Below are 19,058 nucleotides of genomic sequence, written 5' to 3' on the forward strand. Positions count from 1 at the left end.
CGATGAGCAACCAGACTCAACAACACGAGCAGCAGGCAGGTCAGGCGTTCAGTCAGGACGAGTTCAGCGCACTGCTGAACAAAGAGTTCCGTCCTAAAACTGACCAGGCGCGTTCCGCCGTCGAGAGCGCGGTAAAAACTCTGGCGCAGCAGGCGCTGGAAAACACCGTTACCTTCTCCAACGACACCTATCGCACCATCCAGAACCTGATTGCGGGTATCGACGAACAGCTCTCTCAGCAGGTGAATCAGATCATTCACCACGAAGAGTTTCAGAAGCTGGAGAGCGCCTGGCGCGGTCTGAGCTATCTTGTGAACAACACTGAAACCGACGAGATGCTGAAGATCCGCTTTATGAGCATCTCCAAGCAGGAGCTGGGCCGTACCCTGAAACGCTATAAGGGTGTGGGCTGGGATCAGAGCCCGATCTTCAAGAAAATCTATGAGCAGGAGTACGGTCAGTTTGGTGGTGAGCCGTTTGGCTGCATCGTCGGCGACTACTACTTTGACCACAGCCCGCAGGACGTTGAACTGCTGGGTGAAATGGCGCGTATCGGCTCTGCGGCTCACTGTCCGTTCATCACCGGTACCGCACCGGGCGTGATGCAGATGGAGTCCTGGCAGGAGCTGGCTAACCCACGCGATCTGACCAAAATCTTCCAGAACACCGAATATGCCGCCTGGCGTTCACTGCGTGAATCGGAAGATGCCCGCTATCTGGGCCTGGTGATGCCGCGCTTCCTGTCGCGCCTGCCTTACGGCATTCGTACTAACCCGGTCGACAGCTTTGACTTTGAAGAGCAGACCGACGGCGCGAACCACAACAGCTACGCCTGGGCGAATGCCGCTTACGCGATGGCGGCCAACATCAACCGCTCCTTCAAAGAGTACGGCTGGTGCACCTCAATTCGCGGCGTGGAGTCCGGCGGGGCGGTTGAAAACCTGCCGTGCCATACCTTCCCGAGCGACGACGGCGGCGTGGACATGAAATGTCCGACCGAGATCGCCATCAGCGACCGTCGCGAAGCCGAGCTGGCGAAAAACGGCTTTATGCCGCTGGTTCACCGCAAAAACTCCGACTTTGCTGCCTTCATTGGCGCGCAGTCGCTGCAAAAACCGGCCGAGTACCACGACCCGGATGCCACCGCCAACGCGCGTCTGGCCTCCCGTCTGCCGTACCTGTTCGCCTGCTGCCGCTTTGCGCATTACCTGAAGTGCATCGTGCGTGACAAAATCGGCTCCTTCCGCGAGCGCGAAGAGATGGAACGCTGGCTGAACGACTGGGTCATGAACTACGTGGACGGTGACCCGGCCAACTCCTCTCAGGAGACCAAGTCCCGCAAGCCACTGGCCGCTGCAGAAGTCCAGGTGCAGGAGATTGAAGACAACCCGGGCTACTACGCCGCGAAGTTCTTCCTGCGTCCGCACTACCAGCTGGAAGGTCTGACCGTTTCTCTGCGTCTGGTATCTAAACTGCCGTCGCTGAAAACGAAAGACGCGTAATTTTTGTGAGTTTCGCCCGGCGGCGCTACGCTTGCACGGGCCTACAATGCAACGTGAAATATATTGATATCGCTGCACAGCGTAGGCCGGGTAAGCAAAGCGCCACCCGGCAAGAAAGTCTGGTCCTGAGAGGTTCCGGAATAACGCTCGGTAGTAAAAGACTTCTCATTCTTTCCTTTTATTCGGGAGGGAATGTAAGACTGTCAAATGACACGGGTCATTTGATGTGAGGCAGAGGTAAAATATGGACGGTTTTATTCAGCCCCATGCTTTCCTGTTTGCCATATAAGTGCTTTTTCGAAAGCAATATTGTTCATCCACGAAGAGTAGATATTATGGCTATTGATATGTTTCTGAAGGTCGAGGGTGTTACGGGCGAATCTAAAGATTCTAACCACACCGGCTGGACTGATATTACCTCCTTCTCCTGGGGCGCTTCCCAGCCAGGTAATATGAGCGTTGGCGGTGGCGGCGGTGCCGGTAAAGTTAACTTTAACGATCTGCACGTTAACGCTCTGATCGACAAATCCACCACAGCAATCCTGAAACACTGCGCCAGCGGTAAACACCTGACCAAAGTTGAGCTGTCCGTCTGTAAAGCCGGTGGCCAGCAGGTGGAATACTCTCGCATTACCCTGGAAGACGTTCTGGTAACGTCTGTTCAGTACACCGGTGCAGACAACGGCGATACCGTTGGTGTGACCTATGCATTCCAGGCTGCGAAAGTGAAACAGCAGTACTGGGAGCAGACCACCTCTGGTGGTAAAGGTGCTGAAAGCAGCGCTGGCTGGAACATCAAAGAAAACAAAGAAGCATAATAGTAGTGGGTCCGAAAGGGCCCACTTTTTCCTGAGCTTCTTTTCAAGGAGAAACAAGATGTCTCATATGCGTCCTGCTTTTGGTGCCGCCTGGAACCGATTTAAAGAAGTGAACGTCAACGTAGAACAGGTTGGCAAGTTATTGGGGGGGAAAGTTCAGCATAATATAGATGCTGGTATTTTTAAAAATGCCTGCCCCATTCGTATGAGCTATGTTTTAAATTATTGTGGCATTCCAGTTCCTTCTAATAGTAAATATGCAACTGTGACCGGGAGCGACAAGAAGCGATATATGTTCCGTGTTAAAGATATGATTGCTTTTTTACCCACGGTATTGGGAAAAGCTGACATATCTGTTTCTTCTCCAACCCCAGCACAATTTGCGGGCAAGCAAGGTATTATTATTTTTACCGGGCATGGCTGGCTTGATGCAACCGGGCATGTAACACTCTGGAACGGAAATATTTGTTCGGATGATTGTCATTTCCTTGGCTCACCGGGTAATGGTTCATTTATCCCTACTAACGCAACCTTCTGGAGCCTGAAATGAAAAAGCCATTGCTCTTTGTCTTAGCCTTCGTTGCCTCCGCCGCAAATGCCCAGACGTTGCCTGATATCAGTACTTTTTCTCAACAACAAATCTTCGAAAACTGGGTGCAGAATCGATGCATCGGTAAGATTGCGGACAGTAAAAGCCTGAAAGAAGATGCTGATGCCAGCGCCGCGGCATGGCTGGAAGCAAGCAATCTGCCTGCTGAGAATTTTGAAAAAGCTGATGAGGTGATTGTTTCTTTACTGAAACAGAAGGTAGGTGGTACCGAGCCAGGTCATTATCAGATATTGAAGTGCACCTTGATCGCTAATAGTGACGCTATTCGACCACTCAAATCCTCAAAGTAGTAAAGATGAAATCGGCCCCAAACGCCGCCGTTCTCATCCCTGAGAGCGGCAGCGTTTGAGCGCTAATCATACCAGCAGGAATACGCCATGCGATTCACGATTATTTCTACGAAACCCGGTCATCAGCCGCCGCAGAGCAGTTGTGATTTTTATGCCCCCGGGGGCACTATTGGGCGCGGTACGGATAACAATCTGGTACTGCCGGACAATGACCGTACCATCTCGCGCCTGCAGGCTATTGTTCACGTTGACGCCCAGGGCGAATGCCGCGTGACCAACCGTGGCAGCGTCACCCGCGTGGTTTTGAACGACATCCCGCTGGAGCGGGGGCGTCAGGTAGAGCTGCAGGACGGGGATATTCTCGGTATTGATGACTACCGCATCGAAGTGACGGAACTTATCCACGACACGCAGCCGGTGAGCCGCATGGCCGCCAGTATGCAGCAGCAGGCTCGCCCGACAGTGGCGCCGACACCTGCTCCGCAGCCGAAGCCAGCCAGTGCCGCACCGCGCGGAAAGGCGGAGCCAACGGCCGTGCCGTCGGAAATCTGGGATAGCCTGATGCAGGAGTTCTCTATCTCTGACAGCATCTCCAGCAACCGCGCGAAACCGCAGCCTGCGGCGTCTCACGATCCTTTCTCGCAACCCGCGGCACCCGAGCGTAACGCTGAAGATCCGCTGGCAATGTTCAACGACAGCGAGCCGAAGCTTAAGCGTAAGAATGTCGATCCCGACACGCTGTTCAGCGATGAAGCGTTGTTCAAAAAAGAGAGCATTTTTGACGATGTCACCCCTTCAACGCTGGTGCCGCCGGTAGAGAGCAAACCTGCGCCAGCAGAAGAGGCGACGGATGAACTCGACCCGCTGGCCCTGTTTGGTGGTTCGGCCAGCGCGCCAGCCGCGCGTAACGATGATCCGCTTGGGCTGATGGGCGGGGCGCCGTTAACCCATCCGGATGAGATCGTGCCTGAGACATCTGCACCCGCGCCAGAGCCAGAGGCCGTGCCGCAGGACGATCCGCTGGCGGATTCTCCGCTGTTTGCTCCTGAGCCACAGGATCCACCGCGTGCGGAAGAGGAAGAGCCGGTACGTACCGATTACGCAGGCTTTACCATGCCTACGCCGCAGGCCGTCGCACGCAGCAGCGCACAGACGCCGAAGGGACGTCTGCGTATCGACCCGGTCAAAAACGCGGCTGTGCCAAGCGCTACGGCGCAAAACGGTGAGAAAGGCGAGGTGCTGCAGGGCGAGCTGCTGGAGGCGCTGCTGGAGGGGATGGGCCTGAGCGAAATGCAGCCGGTGCCGCAGTTTGACCGTGAAAATATGCGTCAACTGGGCCAGATCCTCGGCATGTTCTCGCAGGGCACCGTGGCGTTGCTCTCTTCGCGCTCTATCCTCAAGCGCGGCGTAAAAGCCGATATGACCATGGTGCTGGACGATGCCAACAACCCGTTCAAGCTGCTGCCGACCGGGAAAACGGTCCTGATTCAGATGTTCGGTACGCCGATGCCGGGCTTTATGCCACCCACCAAATCAGTGCGTGACGCGCTGATCGATCTGCAGGCGCATCAGCTGGGGATGATCTCCGGTATCCGCGCCATCATCGCCGCGATGCTGCAGTCCTTTAACCCGGAGCAACTGGAAGAGCAGGCGAAGCAGAACGGCATGACCTCTCGTCTGGCGCTGCCGGGCAGCCGCAAAGCCGCGCTGTGGGACTACTTTGTTCGCAGCTATGGCGAGACGGCCGGTGAGATTGAGGATGACTTCCACACCCTGTTTGGCGAAGCGTTCCTTCATGCCTATGACATGGAGGTCAATCAGTACAAAGACTCACAGAGCGGATCGGAAGAAAAATGAATATCGCAACGGCTTCTCTCTCCCGCCAGGGAACGCGCGCCAGCAATCAGGACCAGACGGGAGAAACCATAGGGGAACGTTCAGCCTGCTTTGTCGTCTGTGACGGCATCGCTGGTCTGCCGGGCGGTGAGGTGGCCGCTGAACTGGCCCGCAACAGCATCATCTCCCGTTTTGATGGCGACAAACACCTTAACGCGCAGCATATTCGTGACTATGTGCAAACCGCGAATCGCACCATTCTCAGCGAACAGCAGGCGGTGCAGGACTATCGCCGGATGGGTACCACCCTGGTCAGCCTGTTTATCGACCGGGATTACCGTCTGGCCTACTGGGCACACGCCGGGGACAGCCGTCTGTACCTGTTTCGTCGCGGCTGGCTGTGGCATGTCACCACCGACCACAGCCTGGTTCAGCAGATGAAAGATGCTGGCCACCAGACCGATAACCTCAACAGCAACCTGCTGTATCTGGCGCTGGGTATTGAAAACGGTGGCCCGGAAGCGAGTTACAGCGACGTGGTGCAGGTTGAAGACGGCGATGCCTTTTTACTCTGCACCGACGGTTTCTGGCACGGCGTCAGCGAAGAGCAGATGAAACAGTCGCTGCATATGGTCAACACCCCACAGGAGTGGCTGACCTTAATGAACCAAATCATTCAAAAGAATGCTGAACAGGAGGGGAATGCTCAGGATAACTATACGGCGCTGGCGGTATGGATGGGCAACCCTCAGGACACCACTTTGCTGCATACGCTCTCTGACGCAGCACAATTTCTTCCCTGCGGAACTGACTAGACACACAAGGAACGATATGAAACTTTGGCTATCGGGTTTGGCACTTCTGGCGGTGGCCTCCACCGCCCAGGCTGAAAATTTCCGCATCGTGCAGTCTCCTGCGCAGAAGCTGGATATCTGGATCGACAACATCAAAGACAACACCCCGCAGAGCTGGTGTAAATCAGAGATTGCGCTGCGCATTGTGGCGAACGGCAATAAAGACGTTTCAGTGCTGGAAAACTTTGTTCCACGTCTCGGCTCGCTGCTGGAACACCAGTGCAGCAAAGTGAATAAGCTGAGCTGGGCTCTCAACGATCCGGCAGGGACTACGCTTGCGCAGGGAACGGCAGACAAAGCTCAGGAGTGGAAGCTGGTGGTGAAACAGCAGCAGACGGCACCCACTGCGACCCAGACCAGCGGCGCGTTACTGCCACCTGACCAGAACGCTGAAACCAACACGGTGGCCGCTGACCGCACACCGTGGCAGGAGTTTACCCTCCAGGACGGCTGCCATCTGCGCACCTTCTGGGAAGGGGGATCTTCCGCGCCGGCGCTGTTTATTCCGGATTCCGACACGACCCGCTGCGGCAACGGCAGCTGGCTGAGCGGCCACACGGTTATCTCGCAGACCCGCAGCGGCGGTCAAAAAGAGATAGCGGTGACCTACATTCACGGCTTCCCGGTGATGGGGCTGAATCAAAGCGTCGACCCGGAACATGCCCTGATCACCTCCGTCAACAAAGAGCGTATGGTCTTCAGCACCCCGAACAGCGACCAGAGCTGGATGATCCTGCCTTACGACAGCGCCCTGAACGGCTGGAAAAGCAACGGCACGGTGGCCGTGGAGATCTCCCGTGAAACCGCCAGCGACGATGCAAAACTGCAGGCGCGTATTGCTGCAGTGAAGAAGGTCTGGAGCGCCTGGGTTACCCCTGGCACCACGATGAATATTGTCCTGATTGATACCCTGCGTCCTCAACTGCGTGACCCGGCAGTGGGCGCCTGGCGCTCGGCAAACTAAGGAATGGCTATGAATACGCTCTATCAACATCTGGCGGGTGAGTCGCTCAGCGACGCGCTGGTGCGTCTTGAAAACGAGATTAAAGCCCGTCCGGCGGATGCCGATCTCCGTGCCGCGTTCGTGCAGTTTCTCACCCTCAGCGGTAACTGGACGCGCGCGCTGACCCAGCTGAAAAGCTGGCTGGCGCTTAAGCCGCAGGCGAAACCCACCGTCACCCTGCTGGAGCAGTGCATTCAGGGAGAACTGCAGCGCGCGCAGGTGATGGCGGGAGAACGTCGTCCGGCCATGCCGGAAGCCCAGTGGCCATGGCTGACCACCCTTGCCGCCGCGCTGAGCGAGAGCGATGAACGCGCTCACGCGCTGCGTCTGGAAGCCCTTGAACAGGCGCAGGCGAGCGCGGGGCAATGGACGCTAGAGAATGATGAGACGCAGATCTTTGAATGGCTGATGGACGGCGATGCCCGTCTGGGGCCGGTGTGCGAAACCCTTGTTAATGGCCGTTACTTCTGGCTGCCGTTTAGCGCTATCGCGGAGATCCGTTTCCAGGCGCCGGCCAGCGTCACCGATCTGGTCTGGCGTCATGCGCTGGTGCGTTTGACCGATGGGACGGAGCAGGTGTGTCAGATCCCGGCGCGTTATCCTTTTGCCACCGATGCCTCTGACGCCGTTAAACTCGCACGCACCACCGAGTGGCTGCCGCTTGATGATGACGGCACTCTGTATGAAGGGGTGGGGCAGAAAGCCTGGCTCAGCGAGCAAAGCGAAAGCCCGCTGCTGTCGCTGAGTCTCGTTACTTTTGCAACGGATGGAGCCCATGAGTAATCCTGCTGGCGAAGGCGATCTGCTGCGCAGCGGCTGGCAAGCCCGCAGTAAGCAGGAGAAGGTGGGGGCGCGCGATAAAATGCAGCCGTCGCTGCTCGATCGCCTCACCGATAACGACCCGGAGAAAAAGCGCGAGTCGGCCAACAGCAACCTGATCACCCATGCCGCGCTGCGTCGCAACGTGCTACGGGATCTGCAGTGGCTGTTTAATACCATCAACCACGACGCCTCCGGCGATTTGAGCATGCTGCCACACGTAAGCCGTTCAGTGGTGAATTTTGGCGTTGCGCCGCTGGCCGGAAAGCGCATGTCGGATATCGAATGGCACGACATTCAGCGCAAACTCACCGAGGCCATTGTCAACTTTGAACCCCGCATTTTGCCCCAGGGGCTGCAGGTCGGCTGTGTGTCGGACACCTCCTCGCTGGATCTGCACAACGTGCTCTCCATCGAGATAAAAGGGCGTTTGTGGTGTGTGCCGTACCCGCTGGAGTTTCTGTTTCGTACCGATGTCGATCTGGAAAACGGCCACTTTGAACTGAAAGATGCGGGGTGATCGTGGAAAGTAAACTGCTCGAATATTACAACCGTGAGCTGGCCTATCTGCGTGAGATGGGCGCCGAATTTGCCGAGCGCTATCCCAAAGTGGCCGGACGGCTGGGCATGCGCGGCATCGAAGTGGCGGATCCGTACACCGAACGACTGATGGAGGGCTTTGCCTTTCTGACCTCGCGCGTGCAGATGAAAATGGACGCGGAGTTTCCGCGCTTCTCCCAGCGCTTGCTGGAGATGATTGCGCCAAACTATCTCGCGCCCACTCCATCCATGGCGATTGCTGAAATTCAGCCTGACAGCAGCCGTGGCGATTTGAGCAACGGTTTTATCGTGCCGCGCGGCACAATGATGGACAGCCTGGCGCTGAAGAAAACCGGCGTGACCTGCAGCTACACCACGGCGCATGAGGTGAACCTGCTGCCGCTGAAAATCGACAAGGTTGAGCTGGGCGGTGTGCCTGCCGACCTGCCCCTGACACAGCTTGGTCTGGGCCAGCAGGGGATCAGCAGCGCCTTACGGATCCGCATTGCCTGCGACGGTCCGCAAAACCTCGGCCACCTTGATTTTGACCGGCTGGAGTTTTTCCTTAGCGGCCCGGATATCGAGGCGTTAAAGCTGCTGGAGCTGGTGATGGAGCACCATGTCGGGGTGGTCTGCCAGACCGTCAGCAAACATCCGCAGCGTGATGTGCTGGCGTCTGATGCCCTGCGTCAGGAAGGGTTTGACGCGGATCAGTCGCTACTCCCGGACGATCTGCGCAACTTTGACGGCTACCGTCTGCTGCAGGAGTACTTTGCTTTTCCGGCCCGTTTCCGCTTCATCAGCCTGAGCGGGCTGAGCAAACTGATCCAGCGCTGCGAAAACGAAAAAGCCTTCGATATCTTCATTCTGCTGGATAAAACCGATGAACAGCTGGAGCGCGTTGTCGATGCCAGCCATCTGGCCCTGCACTGCACGCCAGTGATCAACCTGTTCCCGAAGGTAGCGGCGCGTCAGAAGCTGAGCGAAGGCCAGCATGAATACCATCTGGTGGTGGATAACATCCGCCCGCTGGATTATGAAATTTACGCGGTAAACAAGATATACGGCAGTGCGGATGGTCAGCGCGACGACCAGACGTTTCGTCCGTTCTGGAGCACCTGGAGCGGCGATGCAGGCAACTACGGGGCCTACTTTTCCCTGCGCCGGGAACAACGCGTGCTCTCTGAGCACGCCCTGCGTTACGGCACCCGCACCGGCTACATTGGCTCGGAGGTCTTTGTCTCGCTGGTGGATGAGCAGCATGCACCCTGGCAGGAGAACCTGCGCTATATCTCCGCCGAGGTGCTGTGCACCAGCCGGGATCTGCCGCTGATGCTGCAGCAGGAGCTGGGACAGTTCATTATGGCTGACTCCATGCCGGTGAAGTCGCTGACCTTGCGTAAGGGGCCGACGCCGCCGCGTCCGGCGCTGGCAGAAGGGTTCAGCACCTGGCGGTTGATCAGCCAGCTACAGATGAACTACCTCAGCCTGATGGACAGTGAAAACGAAGAGGGCGCCGCCGCGCTGCGTCAGCTGTTAGGGCTGTACGCCAATCTTGCGGAGACGCCGGTTGCGCGTCAGGTAGAAGGGGTTCGTCACTGCGTGCTGGAGCCGGTTCACCGCCGCGTGCCCGAGCCGGGACCGGTCGTCTTCGCCCGTGGCATCGGCATTACCCTGACGGTGGATGAACGTGCGTTTTCCGGTGCCAGTCCCTGGCTTTTCGGTAGCGTGCTGGAGCGGCTGTTTGCCCGTCTGGTATCGATCAACAGCTTCACGGAATTCACCCTGAAAAGTCAGCAGCGCGGCGAGATCGGCTACTGGGCGCCGCGTATGGGCAAAAGGGCACTGGTATGAGCGACGTTGTCACTGCGCCACTGAAGGTCCATCGTCTGACGCCGCTGCCGGACAGTTTCTGGCGCGGGGTTCGCGAGACGCCATGGCGCTACGATCTGTTCCAGCTGTTAAGGCGCATTGATGCTCAGGGCGGGGAGCGCTACCCGCTGGGGCGTGCGCCGCTACCAAAATTCGAGCCGCTACGCCTGGGCCAGCAGCCGTCGATGAGTTTTGCGCCTTCGACGGTGGCGCAGGTACGCCAGCGCGAAGGCAACGGGCTGCACGAGGTCTCCATTCTGAGCTTCGGCCTGTTTGGTCCTAATGGGCCGCTGCCGGTTCACATGACCGAGTACGCCCGCGAGCGGATCCATCATCATCAGGACACGAGCCTGAGCGCGTTTGCCGATCTGTTCCATCATCGTCTGACGCTGCTGTTTTATCGCGCCTGGGCCGATGCGCAGCCTGCCGTCTCCCTCGATCGCGCCGACAATAAACGATTTGAGGGATATCTGGCGTCGTTGATTGGTATGGGGCAGCCCGGCCAGATGGACAAAGGCAGCCTGAGCGCCCATGCCCGCTTTACCCACGCCGGACACCTGACCCGCCACGGACGGGATCCTGAAGGTCTGGAAAAAATCCTGCGTAACTATTTTAAAGCCCCGGTCAAACTGATCGCCAACGTACCGCAGTGGATGCCGCTTTCACCGCGCGAGCAGGCGCAGCTGGGAGCAGGACGCCGCGTGCCGCGGATGGGCGAATCTGCGTTTCTGGGCGTGGCGGTCCGCGACGTGCAGCATAAATTTCGCATCGAGATTGGCCCACTCAGCGCGGAAGAGTACAACCGGTTTTTGCCCGGTGAAGCATGGGTAACCGAACTGCGGGACTGGGTACGCCAGTACGCAGGGGTGGAATTTGAATGGGAAACACGGGTGATCCTGCGCGCTGACGCCGTGCAGGGCGCCACGCTCGGCAGCACCGGGCGATTGGGGTACAACACCTGGCTGGGCCTTCAGCCGCAGCCTGTCCCGCGTGGCGATCTGGTGTATCGCGCAGAGCGGTAATCCTTCCGTATACCGAATCATTGTTAATGGAAACTAACATGTCAGAAATTAGCCGTGCCGTGCTTTTCGGCAAACTGGATACGCTGTTATTTACCTCTCTGGAAAGCGCCACCGCGTTCTGCAAGCTGCGCGGCAACCCCTACGTCGAGCTGGTGCACTGGCTGCATCAGTTGATGCAGCAGCAGGATGGCGATCTGCAACAGGTGATCCGTCATTTTGCCCTCGACGAACAGCAGCTGACGCACGATATCGTGGCGGCGCTCGATGCCCTGCCGCGCGGAGCCAGTTCCGTTTCCGATCTCTCCGAACATATCGACAGCGCCGTCGAGCGCGCCTGGGTCTATGGATCGCTGAAGTTTGGCGTCAGCCGTATCCGCGGTGGCCATCTGCTGATCGGCATTCTGAAAACCTGGAATCTGGCGAACGTGCTGAAGAGCATCTCGGCGCAGTTTACCCGTCTTAACGTCGAGGTGCTGATTGAGCAGTTCGATACTATCTGTGCCAACAGCAAAGAGACGCAGCAGGCCGCTGCCGCAGTGGATGCGCCAGCCGGTTCGGTGCCTGCTGCCCAGGGAACGCTGGCCCAGTATGGTCAGGACCTGACCGCCCGTGCCCGTGAAGGCAAAATTGACCCGGTAGTTGGGCGCGATGAAGAGATCCGCCAGATGATCGATATCCTGATGCGTCGTCGCCAGAACAACCCGCTGCTGACCGGGGAAGCCGGCGTCGGAAAAACGGCGGTGGTGGAAGGGCTGGCGCTGCGCATCGCCGACGGCGATGTGCCGGAGCCGCTGCAAAACATTCAGCTGTGGCTGCTGGATATCGGTATGCTGCAGGCCGGTGCCGGGATGAAAGGCGAGTTCGAAGCCCGTCTGCAGGCATTAATCAATGAAGTGCAGTCCAGCGCCACGCCAGTCATTCTGTTTATCGATGAGATCCACACCCTGATCGGTGCGGGCGGTCAGCAGGGCACCGGTGACGCCGCCAACCTGCTGAAGCCAGCGCTGGCGCGTGGACAACTGCGTACCATTGGCGCCACTACCTGGGCGGAATACAAAAAATACATCGAGAAAGATCCGGCGCTGACCCGTCGCTTCCAGACGGTGCAGGTACATGAACCCGATGAGGCCAAAGCGGTTCTGATGCTGCGCAGCACCGTGTCGCCGCTGGAGACCCACCACCAGGTCTTACTGCTCGACGAAGCGGTTAGCGCAGCCGTGAAGCTTTCGCATCGCTACATTCCAGCCCGTCAGCTGCCGGATAAAGCCGTTGCGCTGCTGGATACGGCCTGCGCCCGCGTGGCGGTGAGCCAGAGTGCACCTCCGGCGCAGCTGGAAGATTGCCTGCGCCATCTTGCGGCGCTGGACGTGGAAATTGAGATAGCGGAGCGCGAAGCGCGCGTCGGTGCAGGGGAATCTGAGCGCGTCACGGCATTAACCGCAGAGCGTGACGCGTATGAGGCGAAACGTGAGGCCCTGGCCCGGCGCTGGGAAGACGAGCGTAGCCTGGTGCAGGAGATCATTCGCCTGCGTGCCGCACTGTTTGCGGCGGGCGATGAGGATACCGCTGAGCTGCGCAGCCAACTGGCAGAGCAGCAGCAGGCGCTGAACGCCTTACAGGGTGATGAACCGCTGCTGTTTGCCGCTGTGGATGAAAACGTGGTGGCGGCCGTAGTCTCTGACTGGACCGGCATCCCGCTGGGCCGGATGGTGAAAAACGAGATTGATGCGGTACTGAACCTCGCCGACACGCTGAACCAGCGGGTGATTGGCCAGCGTCACGGTCTGGATCTGATTGCCCGCCGGGTGAAAACCTCCCGGGCAAAACTCGACGATCCGAACAAGCCGGTTGGCGTGTTTATGCTCTGTGGCCCGTCCGGCGTGGGGAAAACCGAAACCGCGCTGGCGCTGGCGGAGTCGCTGTACGGTGGTGAGCAGAACGTCATTACCATCAACATGAGTGAATTCCAGGAAGCGCACACCGTTTCCACCTTAAAAGGTGCACCCCCGGGATACGTCGGGTATGGTGAAGGCGGGGTGTTAACCGAGGCCGTCCGTCGCCGTCCTTACAGCGTGGTGCTGCTGGACGAAATCGAAAAAGCGCACCCGGACGTACATGAGATCTTCTTCCAGGTCTTCGACAAAGGCTGGATGGAGGATGGCGAAGGTCGTCACATTGATTTCCGTAATACGATTATTATTCTGACGTCTAACGTCGGAACCGAGCTTATCAGCGCCATGTGTGCCGATCCGGAACTGATGCCGGAGCCGGAGGCGTTAAGCGGGGCGCTGCGCCAGCCGCTGCTGGAGGTGTTCCCACCGGCGCTGCTGGGCCGTCTGCTGGTGGTGCCGTACTATCCGCTGAGCGACGCGATGCTGGGGCAAATTGTTCGCCTGCAGCTCAAACGCATTCAGCGTCGGCTGGAAGAGAATCACAATATTATTTCCGAGTTTGATGACAGCGTTGTAGAACAGATTGTTCAGCGCTGTACCGAGGTGGAATCAGGTGGACGTATGGTGGATGCGATCCTGACCAACACCTTGCTGCCTCAGATGAGTCAGATATTACTTACCGCCAGCCGCAGCGACGAGCAGTACCGACGTCTGCATGTCACCTGCGAGCAGGGCGAGTTTCACTGTCAGTTTGCCGCGTAATAATCATCAAGAGAACTGTAAAAGATGACGGATAATGATAACAATCGGACTGTCCCAAACGCGCTCCCGGTCGGGTATCGCTTCAACGAGTTTGAAATTAAAGAGGTGATTGGCGGCGGCGGATTCGGCATCGTCTATCGCGCCTGGGATCACCAGCTCGAACGCACTATCGCTATCAAAGAATTTATGCCTTCCTCGCTCGCCGTGCGCGGCGACGACATGACGCTGGTACTGCGCAGCGAACGCTTTGGCAAAGCGTTTTCGGCGGGGCTGAACAGCTTCATTCAGGAAGCCCGCCTGCTGGCGCGCTTCAACCACCCGAACCTGCTGCACGTGTTGCGCTTCTGGGTGCAAAACGATACGGCTTACATGGGCACGCTGTTTTACAGCGGCACCACGCTTTCTCGCCTGCGCGAGGAGAAGCCGGAGCTGATTAACGAGGCATGGATCCGTCGTACGCTGCCGATGCTGTTTGGCGCAATCAAGACCATCCATGACGAGGGCTATCTGCACCGCGATATTTCGCTGGATAACATTCAGATCCAGGATAACGGCCTGCCGGTGCTGCTGGACTTCGGCTCCGCGCGTCGCACCATCGGTAACCTCTCTGACGAAACCGAGACCATGCTGCGTCCGGGCTTTGCGCCTATCGAGCAGTACACCGACGACAACGAAAGCGAGCAGGGACCGTGGACGGATATCTACGCGCTCGGCGCGGTGCTGCGCACCCTGATCGTGGGCTCACCGCCACCGGTCAGCGTGGTGCGTTCCATTCAGGATACCTGCAAACCGCTGGCGGAAATCCAGCCGCAGGGGTACTCCCTGTCGCTGTTGCAGGCTATCGACCGTGCCCTGGCGTTGCACATGGAAGACCGTCCGCAGTCTATTGATGAGTTCGCGGCGTTAATCGAGATGCCGGTCGCCGGTATCGATGACGTGCTGACTGCTAAAAAACCGGGCACCATGCTGGTGCCGGTGGAAGAAGAGGCACCTGCTTCGGCGTTTGACTGGCGTCGTTACAAGATCCCCGGGATGGTTGCCGCGGGTGTGCTGGTCGGGGTGGTCGCTGGCGCGATGCTGTTCAGCGGCGGCCACGATGCACCAGAGCAGGCTGCGCAAGCGCCGGAAGCATCCCGCACGACGGAAACCGCATCGAACGCGCAAGATGTCAAACCGGAGACCGCGAAGGTGAGCGAACAAGCGGCAACGCCTGCAACAGCGCAACCGACGCCGCCACCGGTTGAAGCCAGCCCGATTGCTCTGGTCTACATTCGCATTCTTGACGGCGAGACGTTGAAAGTGAACGGCGAGCCGAAAGCGCTGCGTCCGGCGAACAACGGCTATGCATCGCTCAAGCTGCCAGCGGGTGAGGTGAGCATTGAACTGCAGGGCAACGGCAGAACCCGTAGCCAGACGCTGGATATCGTGAAGCCTGGCACATGGCTGGTGAATCCGTAGGAATATAAACAGGAGATCTTATGGAAGTGTACGATCTTAGAAGCCAAAGACTTCATCCAAAGGAATTCGAAAAGATTGTCTCTCCTGTGTATGCACGGAGCGATGTAGGTCGTGAATTTGTCGTGGTTCGTGGAGTATCTAATCCATTTCACAGCATAGACGGCCTGAGTATACGACATCGCTTCGAATTTAACCCTAACGCGGTATTTGATCCGCTATATGCTCAGAACCTGAATAAGATTGAGCGATTAATCGACTCAGGGGAAGTGGTTTTAATTGCTCAACGCCAACGTACAAAATCCACTTACCCTTTTTTCATCGCTGAATCGGGTGATTTATTTTGTGTTGATCCGGCGATGTACAACTCGGCTTTTGTAAATTACATCATTGAGCGCTATCGCCATAATGTGGCTCAGTTCGGAAAACCGTCTCCAACGAGAGATACGTTTGTTCCCGCCACGGCTCAATATGGGCCTGGATATTGGAAGACGGTAGACAATGATTATCATGGCACAAAAAATGTTGTGATTATGGCGATAAACCGACTGACAAGTATGGGGGATGAGGGGCGAGTTTTTGGATCTGACGGCAAAGATTATATGAATACGTCACGTGATAAAATTCAAAATTGGACGCCTTTGCCTGCTGATTTAGATAGTGTTTCTCGTGCCTTAATATCGGAAAAGTCTGTAATCAGGCGATATGGTGAAGTACGATCGATTTATCAAAAGTATCAGGAAGGGGATGATGCCTGGGCTGTAAGTGGTAAATCATGGCAATGGATACCGGGAGTCAGAGAAGAAGATTATGAATTTAAAAAATAAATTATGGTATTTCTGGGGATGTATGGATGTCCTGGCAGTCATGCTTTATTTTGTGAATACAATTCGGCAGGGTAGAATTCCATTTATTTCTGATATCGTGGCGTTTAGTGGCCTTTCCAGCGATGTTGCAAGCGGTGGTTATAGCGTTCTGGTATTTCTTTTTTTTATTTTGGATTTAGTTCTCTTACTTTCGCTATTTGCTTCTGCCTGGTTCTTCTTTAAAAGAAAAACATATGCGATTAAGTTTGCGATTATCCAAGAGGTTTTGCGGCTTATTTCTTTCAGGTGTTCAGTAACGCTATTCCCTCTGTTGGTAACCGTGTCTGGAATATCAAACACTTGGCTGAATTTAGGGTTGTTTGTTTTATCTGAGTGTCTGAAATTATATTCTATGCTCTATTTAATGAGCAACAGGAAAACAGAACGTAGTTTAAATGGCTCGCGTTGATTGCTGAAAATAAATTTTCTTTGCGAAATTTAAATTACGTTGGTGCCCAGTATGACTGCGAGAGAAAAAATATTCTACTTTTGGGGTGTCATGGATGTCATTGGGGCTGTGTATTACGCCATTGATTCCTGGGGTTTTCTGGGTGGAGATTGGGTTTCAGCATTAGTGAATCTGGCTTTGCTAGTGTACATTACATGGTTCGGAGGGGTAGATGATACGTTGCAGGGGACGTATTACCTTGTTTATGTGTTGATACCGCTGGTGTTGCTTTTTTCTGCGTGGTTTTTTTTCAAGAAAAAGCATTATGCTGTCAAGTTTTCATTGTCACTTGAGGTTTTGCGCATTATCACTTTACGAAGCTCAGTACCTTTTTTTCCTATGATTGCAGGTGGATTAGGATGGGGCGGATTAATAGTAACTATCTCTCTTCTTGTCCTGTCTGAAATAGTAAAGATAGGTTCACTTATTTATCTCATAAAAAGTCAACCCGCCATAAATAAGTCGGCTGAATCAGAATAGTATTCAGCATGTCAGATCTACTGACGTAATCATTTGTGTCGCATAAGCCATATGGATTAACGATAATGCTCAACCGAATTACCGTCCAGCTCCCGGTCGAGGGGCTGCTCTTCTGGAAACTCTCCGGCCGCGAGGCGATGTCCGAGTCGTTCGCCCTGACGCTGACCCTGCTCGGCACGGATGCGCGTATCGACCGCAGCAAACTGCTGGGCCAGCCGGTCACGGTGACCATCCCGACCCAGAACCTGCTTACCCCGCGCTACATCAACGGCAAAGTCACGCGCGTGGCGGTGAGCGCCGTTGAGCTGACGGGCACACGCTATGCGGTGTATCAGCTGACGGTGGAGCCGGACCTGTGGCCGATGAAGCGCGACCGTAACCTGCGTATCTTCCAGGGGCAGACGGTGCCGCAGATTGTGAAAACCCTGCTGGGCGAGCATCAGGTCAACGTGGAAGATAAGCTCACCGGCAGCTACCGGGTGTGGGACTACTGTGTCCAGTATCAGGAGTCGAGCCTGGACTTCATCAGCCGCCTGATGGAGCTGGAGGGGATAGCGTATTACTTCAGCCACGAGGCCGACAAACACACCCTGGTGCTCACCGATGCCGCCACGCAGCATCAGCCATTCAGCGGCTACGAGGTCATCCCCTATCACCAGACGCCGTCCGGCGGCAGCACGGACGAAGAGGGCATCAGCCAGTGGGCGCTGGAGGACAGCGTCACGCCGGGCATTTACAGCCTCGACGACTACGACTTCCGCAAGCCGAACGCGTGGCTGTTTCAGGCGCAGCAGAACCCGGCGTCGCCGAAACCGGGCAGCATTGACGTGTACGACTGGCCTGGGCGCTTTGTGGAGACCGGGCATGCGGAGTTCTACGCCCGCATTCGCCAGGAGCGCTGGCAGGTGGAGCATCAGCAGATTCAGGCCACGGCCACGGCGGCGGGTATTGCGCCGGGCCACACCTTCACCCTGACCAACGCACCGTTCTTCAGCGATAACGGTGACTATCTGGTGACGGCGGCCGGGTATCATCTGGAAGAGAACCGCTATGCCAGCGGCGAAGGGGAGACCATTCACCGTATCGATTTCACGGTTATCCCGGCGTCGGTGTCGTTCCGTCCGGCGCAGTCCACGGCGTGGCCGCGTACCTACGGCCCGCAGACGGCGAAGGTCGTCGGGCCCCAGGGAGAGAGCATCTGGACGGACAAATATGGCCGCGTGAAGGTGAAATTCCACTGGGACCGTCTGGCAAAAGGGGACGACACCAGCTCCTGCTGGGTGCGTGTGTCGAGCGCCTGGGCGGGCCAGGGTTACGGCGGGGTGCAGATCCCGCGCGTGGGCGATGAGGTGGTGGTGGACTTTATCAACGGTGACCCGGACCGTCCGATTATCACCGGGCGCGTGTACAACGATGCCAGCATGCCACCGTGGGCGCTGCCGGCAGCGGCAACGCAGATGGGCTTTATGAGCCGCACGAAAGATGGCTCCGTGGATAACGCCAACGCCCTGCGGTTTGAGGACAAGGCGGGTGCGGAGCAGGTGTGGATCCAGGCCGAGCGAAATATGGATACCAGCATCAAGAATGACGAAACGCACAGCGTCGGCGGCGAGCGTAGCCATTACGTAAAGAAAAATGAACTGCATCGTGTGGAAGCGAATCAGATCCAGGCGGTAAAAGGCGGAACCGAGATCCTGACCGGCAAAGGAAAGCTGGATGCGGCGGTGGAGCAGTATGTCCTTGCCTCCGGCACCAAACTGCGGCTGGTGTCAGGTGAAAGTGCGATTGAACTTAACGCTAACGGCAAAATTAGCCTGATCGGTAAAGAGTTTAACTTCTTCGTTGAAGGGGATGGTCATATCACCACGGGGGGTAAGCTGCATCTCAATACGTCAGGCGCTAAGCCAGGCACAACGGCGCCGGGCGCGGGGCACAAAGGAGACATTGATGCGGCGGTTCAGGCGAAATTCACGACCGAGGGTGATTAAG

Annotated in this window: 17 protein-coding genes; all 17 read left to right on the forward strand. The window is 56.8% G+C overall.

Annotated elements, in window-relative coordinates; translation table 11 throughout:
* The first annotated feature begins 2 nt into the window (after positions 1-2).
* The 17 genes from tssC (at position 3) to ACOTZF_RS15895 (ending at position 19,057) form a co-directional block, all read left to right on the forward strand.
* Complete coding sequence (gene tssC / locus ACOTZF_RS15815) at positions 3-1,502, forward strand: type VI secretion system contractile sheath large subunit (RefSeq protein ID WP_013096181.1); 1,500 nt, start codon at positions 3-5, stop codon at positions 1,500-1,502.
* Positions 1,503-1,837: 335 nt separating this feature from the next.
* Complete coding sequence (locus tag ACOTZF_RS15820) at positions 1,838-2,320, forward strand: Hcp family type VI secretion system effector (RefSeq protein ID WP_008502640.1); 483 nt, start codon at positions 1,838-1,840, stop codon at positions 2,318-2,320.
* 58 nt (positions 2,321-2,378) lie between these two features.
* Positions 2,379-2,870 (forward strand): type VI secretion system amidase effector protein Tae4, encoded by a 492-nt coding sequence (locus tag ACOTZF_RS15825; protein ID WP_013096182.1) that lies wholly within the window; start codon positions 2,379-2,381, stop codon positions 2,868-2,870.
* Positions 2,867-3,220 (forward strand): T6SS amidase immunity protein Tai4 family protein, encoded by a 354-nt coding sequence (locus tag ACOTZF_RS15830; RefSeq protein WP_013096183.1) that lies wholly within the window; start codon positions 2,867-2,869, stop codon positions 3,218-3,220. The genes ACOTZF_RS15825 and ACOTZF_RS15830 overlap by 4 nt, the downstream gene beginning before the upstream one ends.
* Before the next feature lie 87 nt (positions 3,221-3,307).
* The gene (gene tagH / locus ACOTZF_RS15835; RefSeq protein ID WP_129318184.1) at positions 3,308-5,077 is read left to right on the forward strand and encodes a type VI secretion system-associated FHA domain protein TagH; all 1,770 of its coding nucleotides are present in this window, start codon (positions 3,308-3,310) and stop codon (positions 5,075-5,077) included.
* Positions 5,074-5,871: a PP2C family protein-serine/threonine phosphatase gene (locus ACOTZF_RS15840; protein WP_013096185.1), complete on the forward strand. Its 798-nt coding sequence runs from the start codon at positions 5,074-5,076 to the stop codon at positions 5,869-5,871. The genes tagH and ACOTZF_RS15840 overlap by 4 nt, the downstream gene beginning before the upstream one ends.
* 16 nt (positions 5,872-5,887) lie before the next feature.
* Complete coding sequence (locus ACOTZF_RS15845) at positions 5,888-6,874, forward strand: hypothetical protein (protein ID WP_129318183.1); 987 nt, start codon at positions 5,888-5,890, stop codon at positions 6,872-6,874.
* Between the two features lie 9 nt (positions 6,875-6,883).
* Positions 6,884-7,696, forward strand: coding sequence for a type VI secretion system accessory protein TagJ (locus ACOTZF_RS15850; RefSeq protein ID WP_129252484.1), 813 nt, complete (start codon positions 6,884-6,886; stop codon positions 7,694-7,696).
* Positions 7,689-8,252 (forward strand): type VI secretion system baseplate subunit TssE, encoded by a 564-nt coding sequence (tssE, locus tag ACOTZF_RS15855; RefSeq protein ID WP_421636119.1) that lies wholly within the window; start codon positions 7,689-7,691, stop codon positions 8,250-8,252. The genes ACOTZF_RS15850 and tssE overlap by 8 nt, the downstream gene beginning before the upstream one ends.
* A 2-nt stretch (positions 8,253-8,254) precedes the next feature.
* Positions 8,255-10,126, forward strand: coding sequence for a type VI secretion system baseplate subunit TssF (tssF, locus tag ACOTZF_RS15860; protein WP_038420938.1), 1,872 nt, complete (start codon positions 8,255-8,257; stop codon positions 10,124-10,126).
* The gene (tssG, locus tag ACOTZF_RS15865; RefSeq protein ID WP_013096190.1) at positions 10,123-11,166 is read left to right on the forward strand and encodes a type VI secretion system baseplate subunit TssG; all 1,044 of its coding nucleotides are present in this window, start codon (positions 10,123-10,125) and stop codon (positions 11,164-11,166) included. The genes tssF and tssG overlap by 4 nt, the downstream gene beginning before the upstream one ends.
* Positions 11,167-11,204: 38 nt before the next feature.
* Positions 11,205-13,820 carry a type VI secretion system ATPase TssH gene (gene tssH / locus ACOTZF_RS15870; RefSeq protein WP_058650779.1) on the forward strand — a complete coding sequence of 872 codons (2,616 nt, stop codon included), beginning with the start codon at positions 11,205-11,207 and terminating at the stop codon, positions 13,818-13,820.
* Positions 13,821-13,844: 24 nt separating this feature from the next.
* Positions 13,845-15,278: a serine/threonine protein kinase gene (locus tag ACOTZF_RS15875; protein WP_058650778.1), complete on the forward strand. Its 1,434-nt coding sequence runs from the start codon at positions 13,845-13,847 to the stop codon at positions 15,276-15,278.
* A gap of 20 nt (positions 15,279-15,298) precedes the next feature.
* A complete protein-coding gene (locus tag ACOTZF_RS15880) occupies positions 15,299-16,102 on the forward strand; it encodes a hypothetical protein (protein ID WP_129252486.1) in 804 nt (267 codons plus the stop codon).
* Positions 16,086-16,550, forward strand: a complete 465-nt coding sequence (locus ACOTZF_RS15885) for a hypothetical protein (RefSeq protein WP_129252489.1) — start codon at positions 16,086-16,088, stop codon at positions 16,548-16,550. The genes ACOTZF_RS15880 and ACOTZF_RS15885 overlap by 17 nt, the downstream gene beginning before the upstream one ends.
* A gap of 51 nt (positions 16,551-16,601) precedes the next feature.
* Positions 16,602-17,069: a hypothetical protein gene (locus ACOTZF_RS15890; RefSeq protein WP_129252491.1), complete on the forward strand. Its 468-nt coding sequence runs from the start codon at positions 16,602-16,604 to the stop codon at positions 17,067-17,069.
* A 65-nt stretch (positions 17,070-17,134) separates the two neighbouring features.
* A complete protein-coding gene (locus ACOTZF_RS15895; protein WP_095427636.1) occupies positions 17,135-19,057 on the forward strand; it encodes a type VI secretion system Vgr family protein in 1,923 nt (640 codons plus the stop codon).
* The last annotated feature ends 1 nt before the right edge of the window (position 19,058 follow it).

The organism is Enterobacter cloacae complex sp. SHL021 (genome assembly GCF_049237765.1).
Taxonomy (GTDB): domain Bacteria; phylum Pseudomonadota; class Gammaproteobacteria; order Enterobacterales; family Enterobacteriaceae; genus Enterobacter; species Enterobacter cloacae.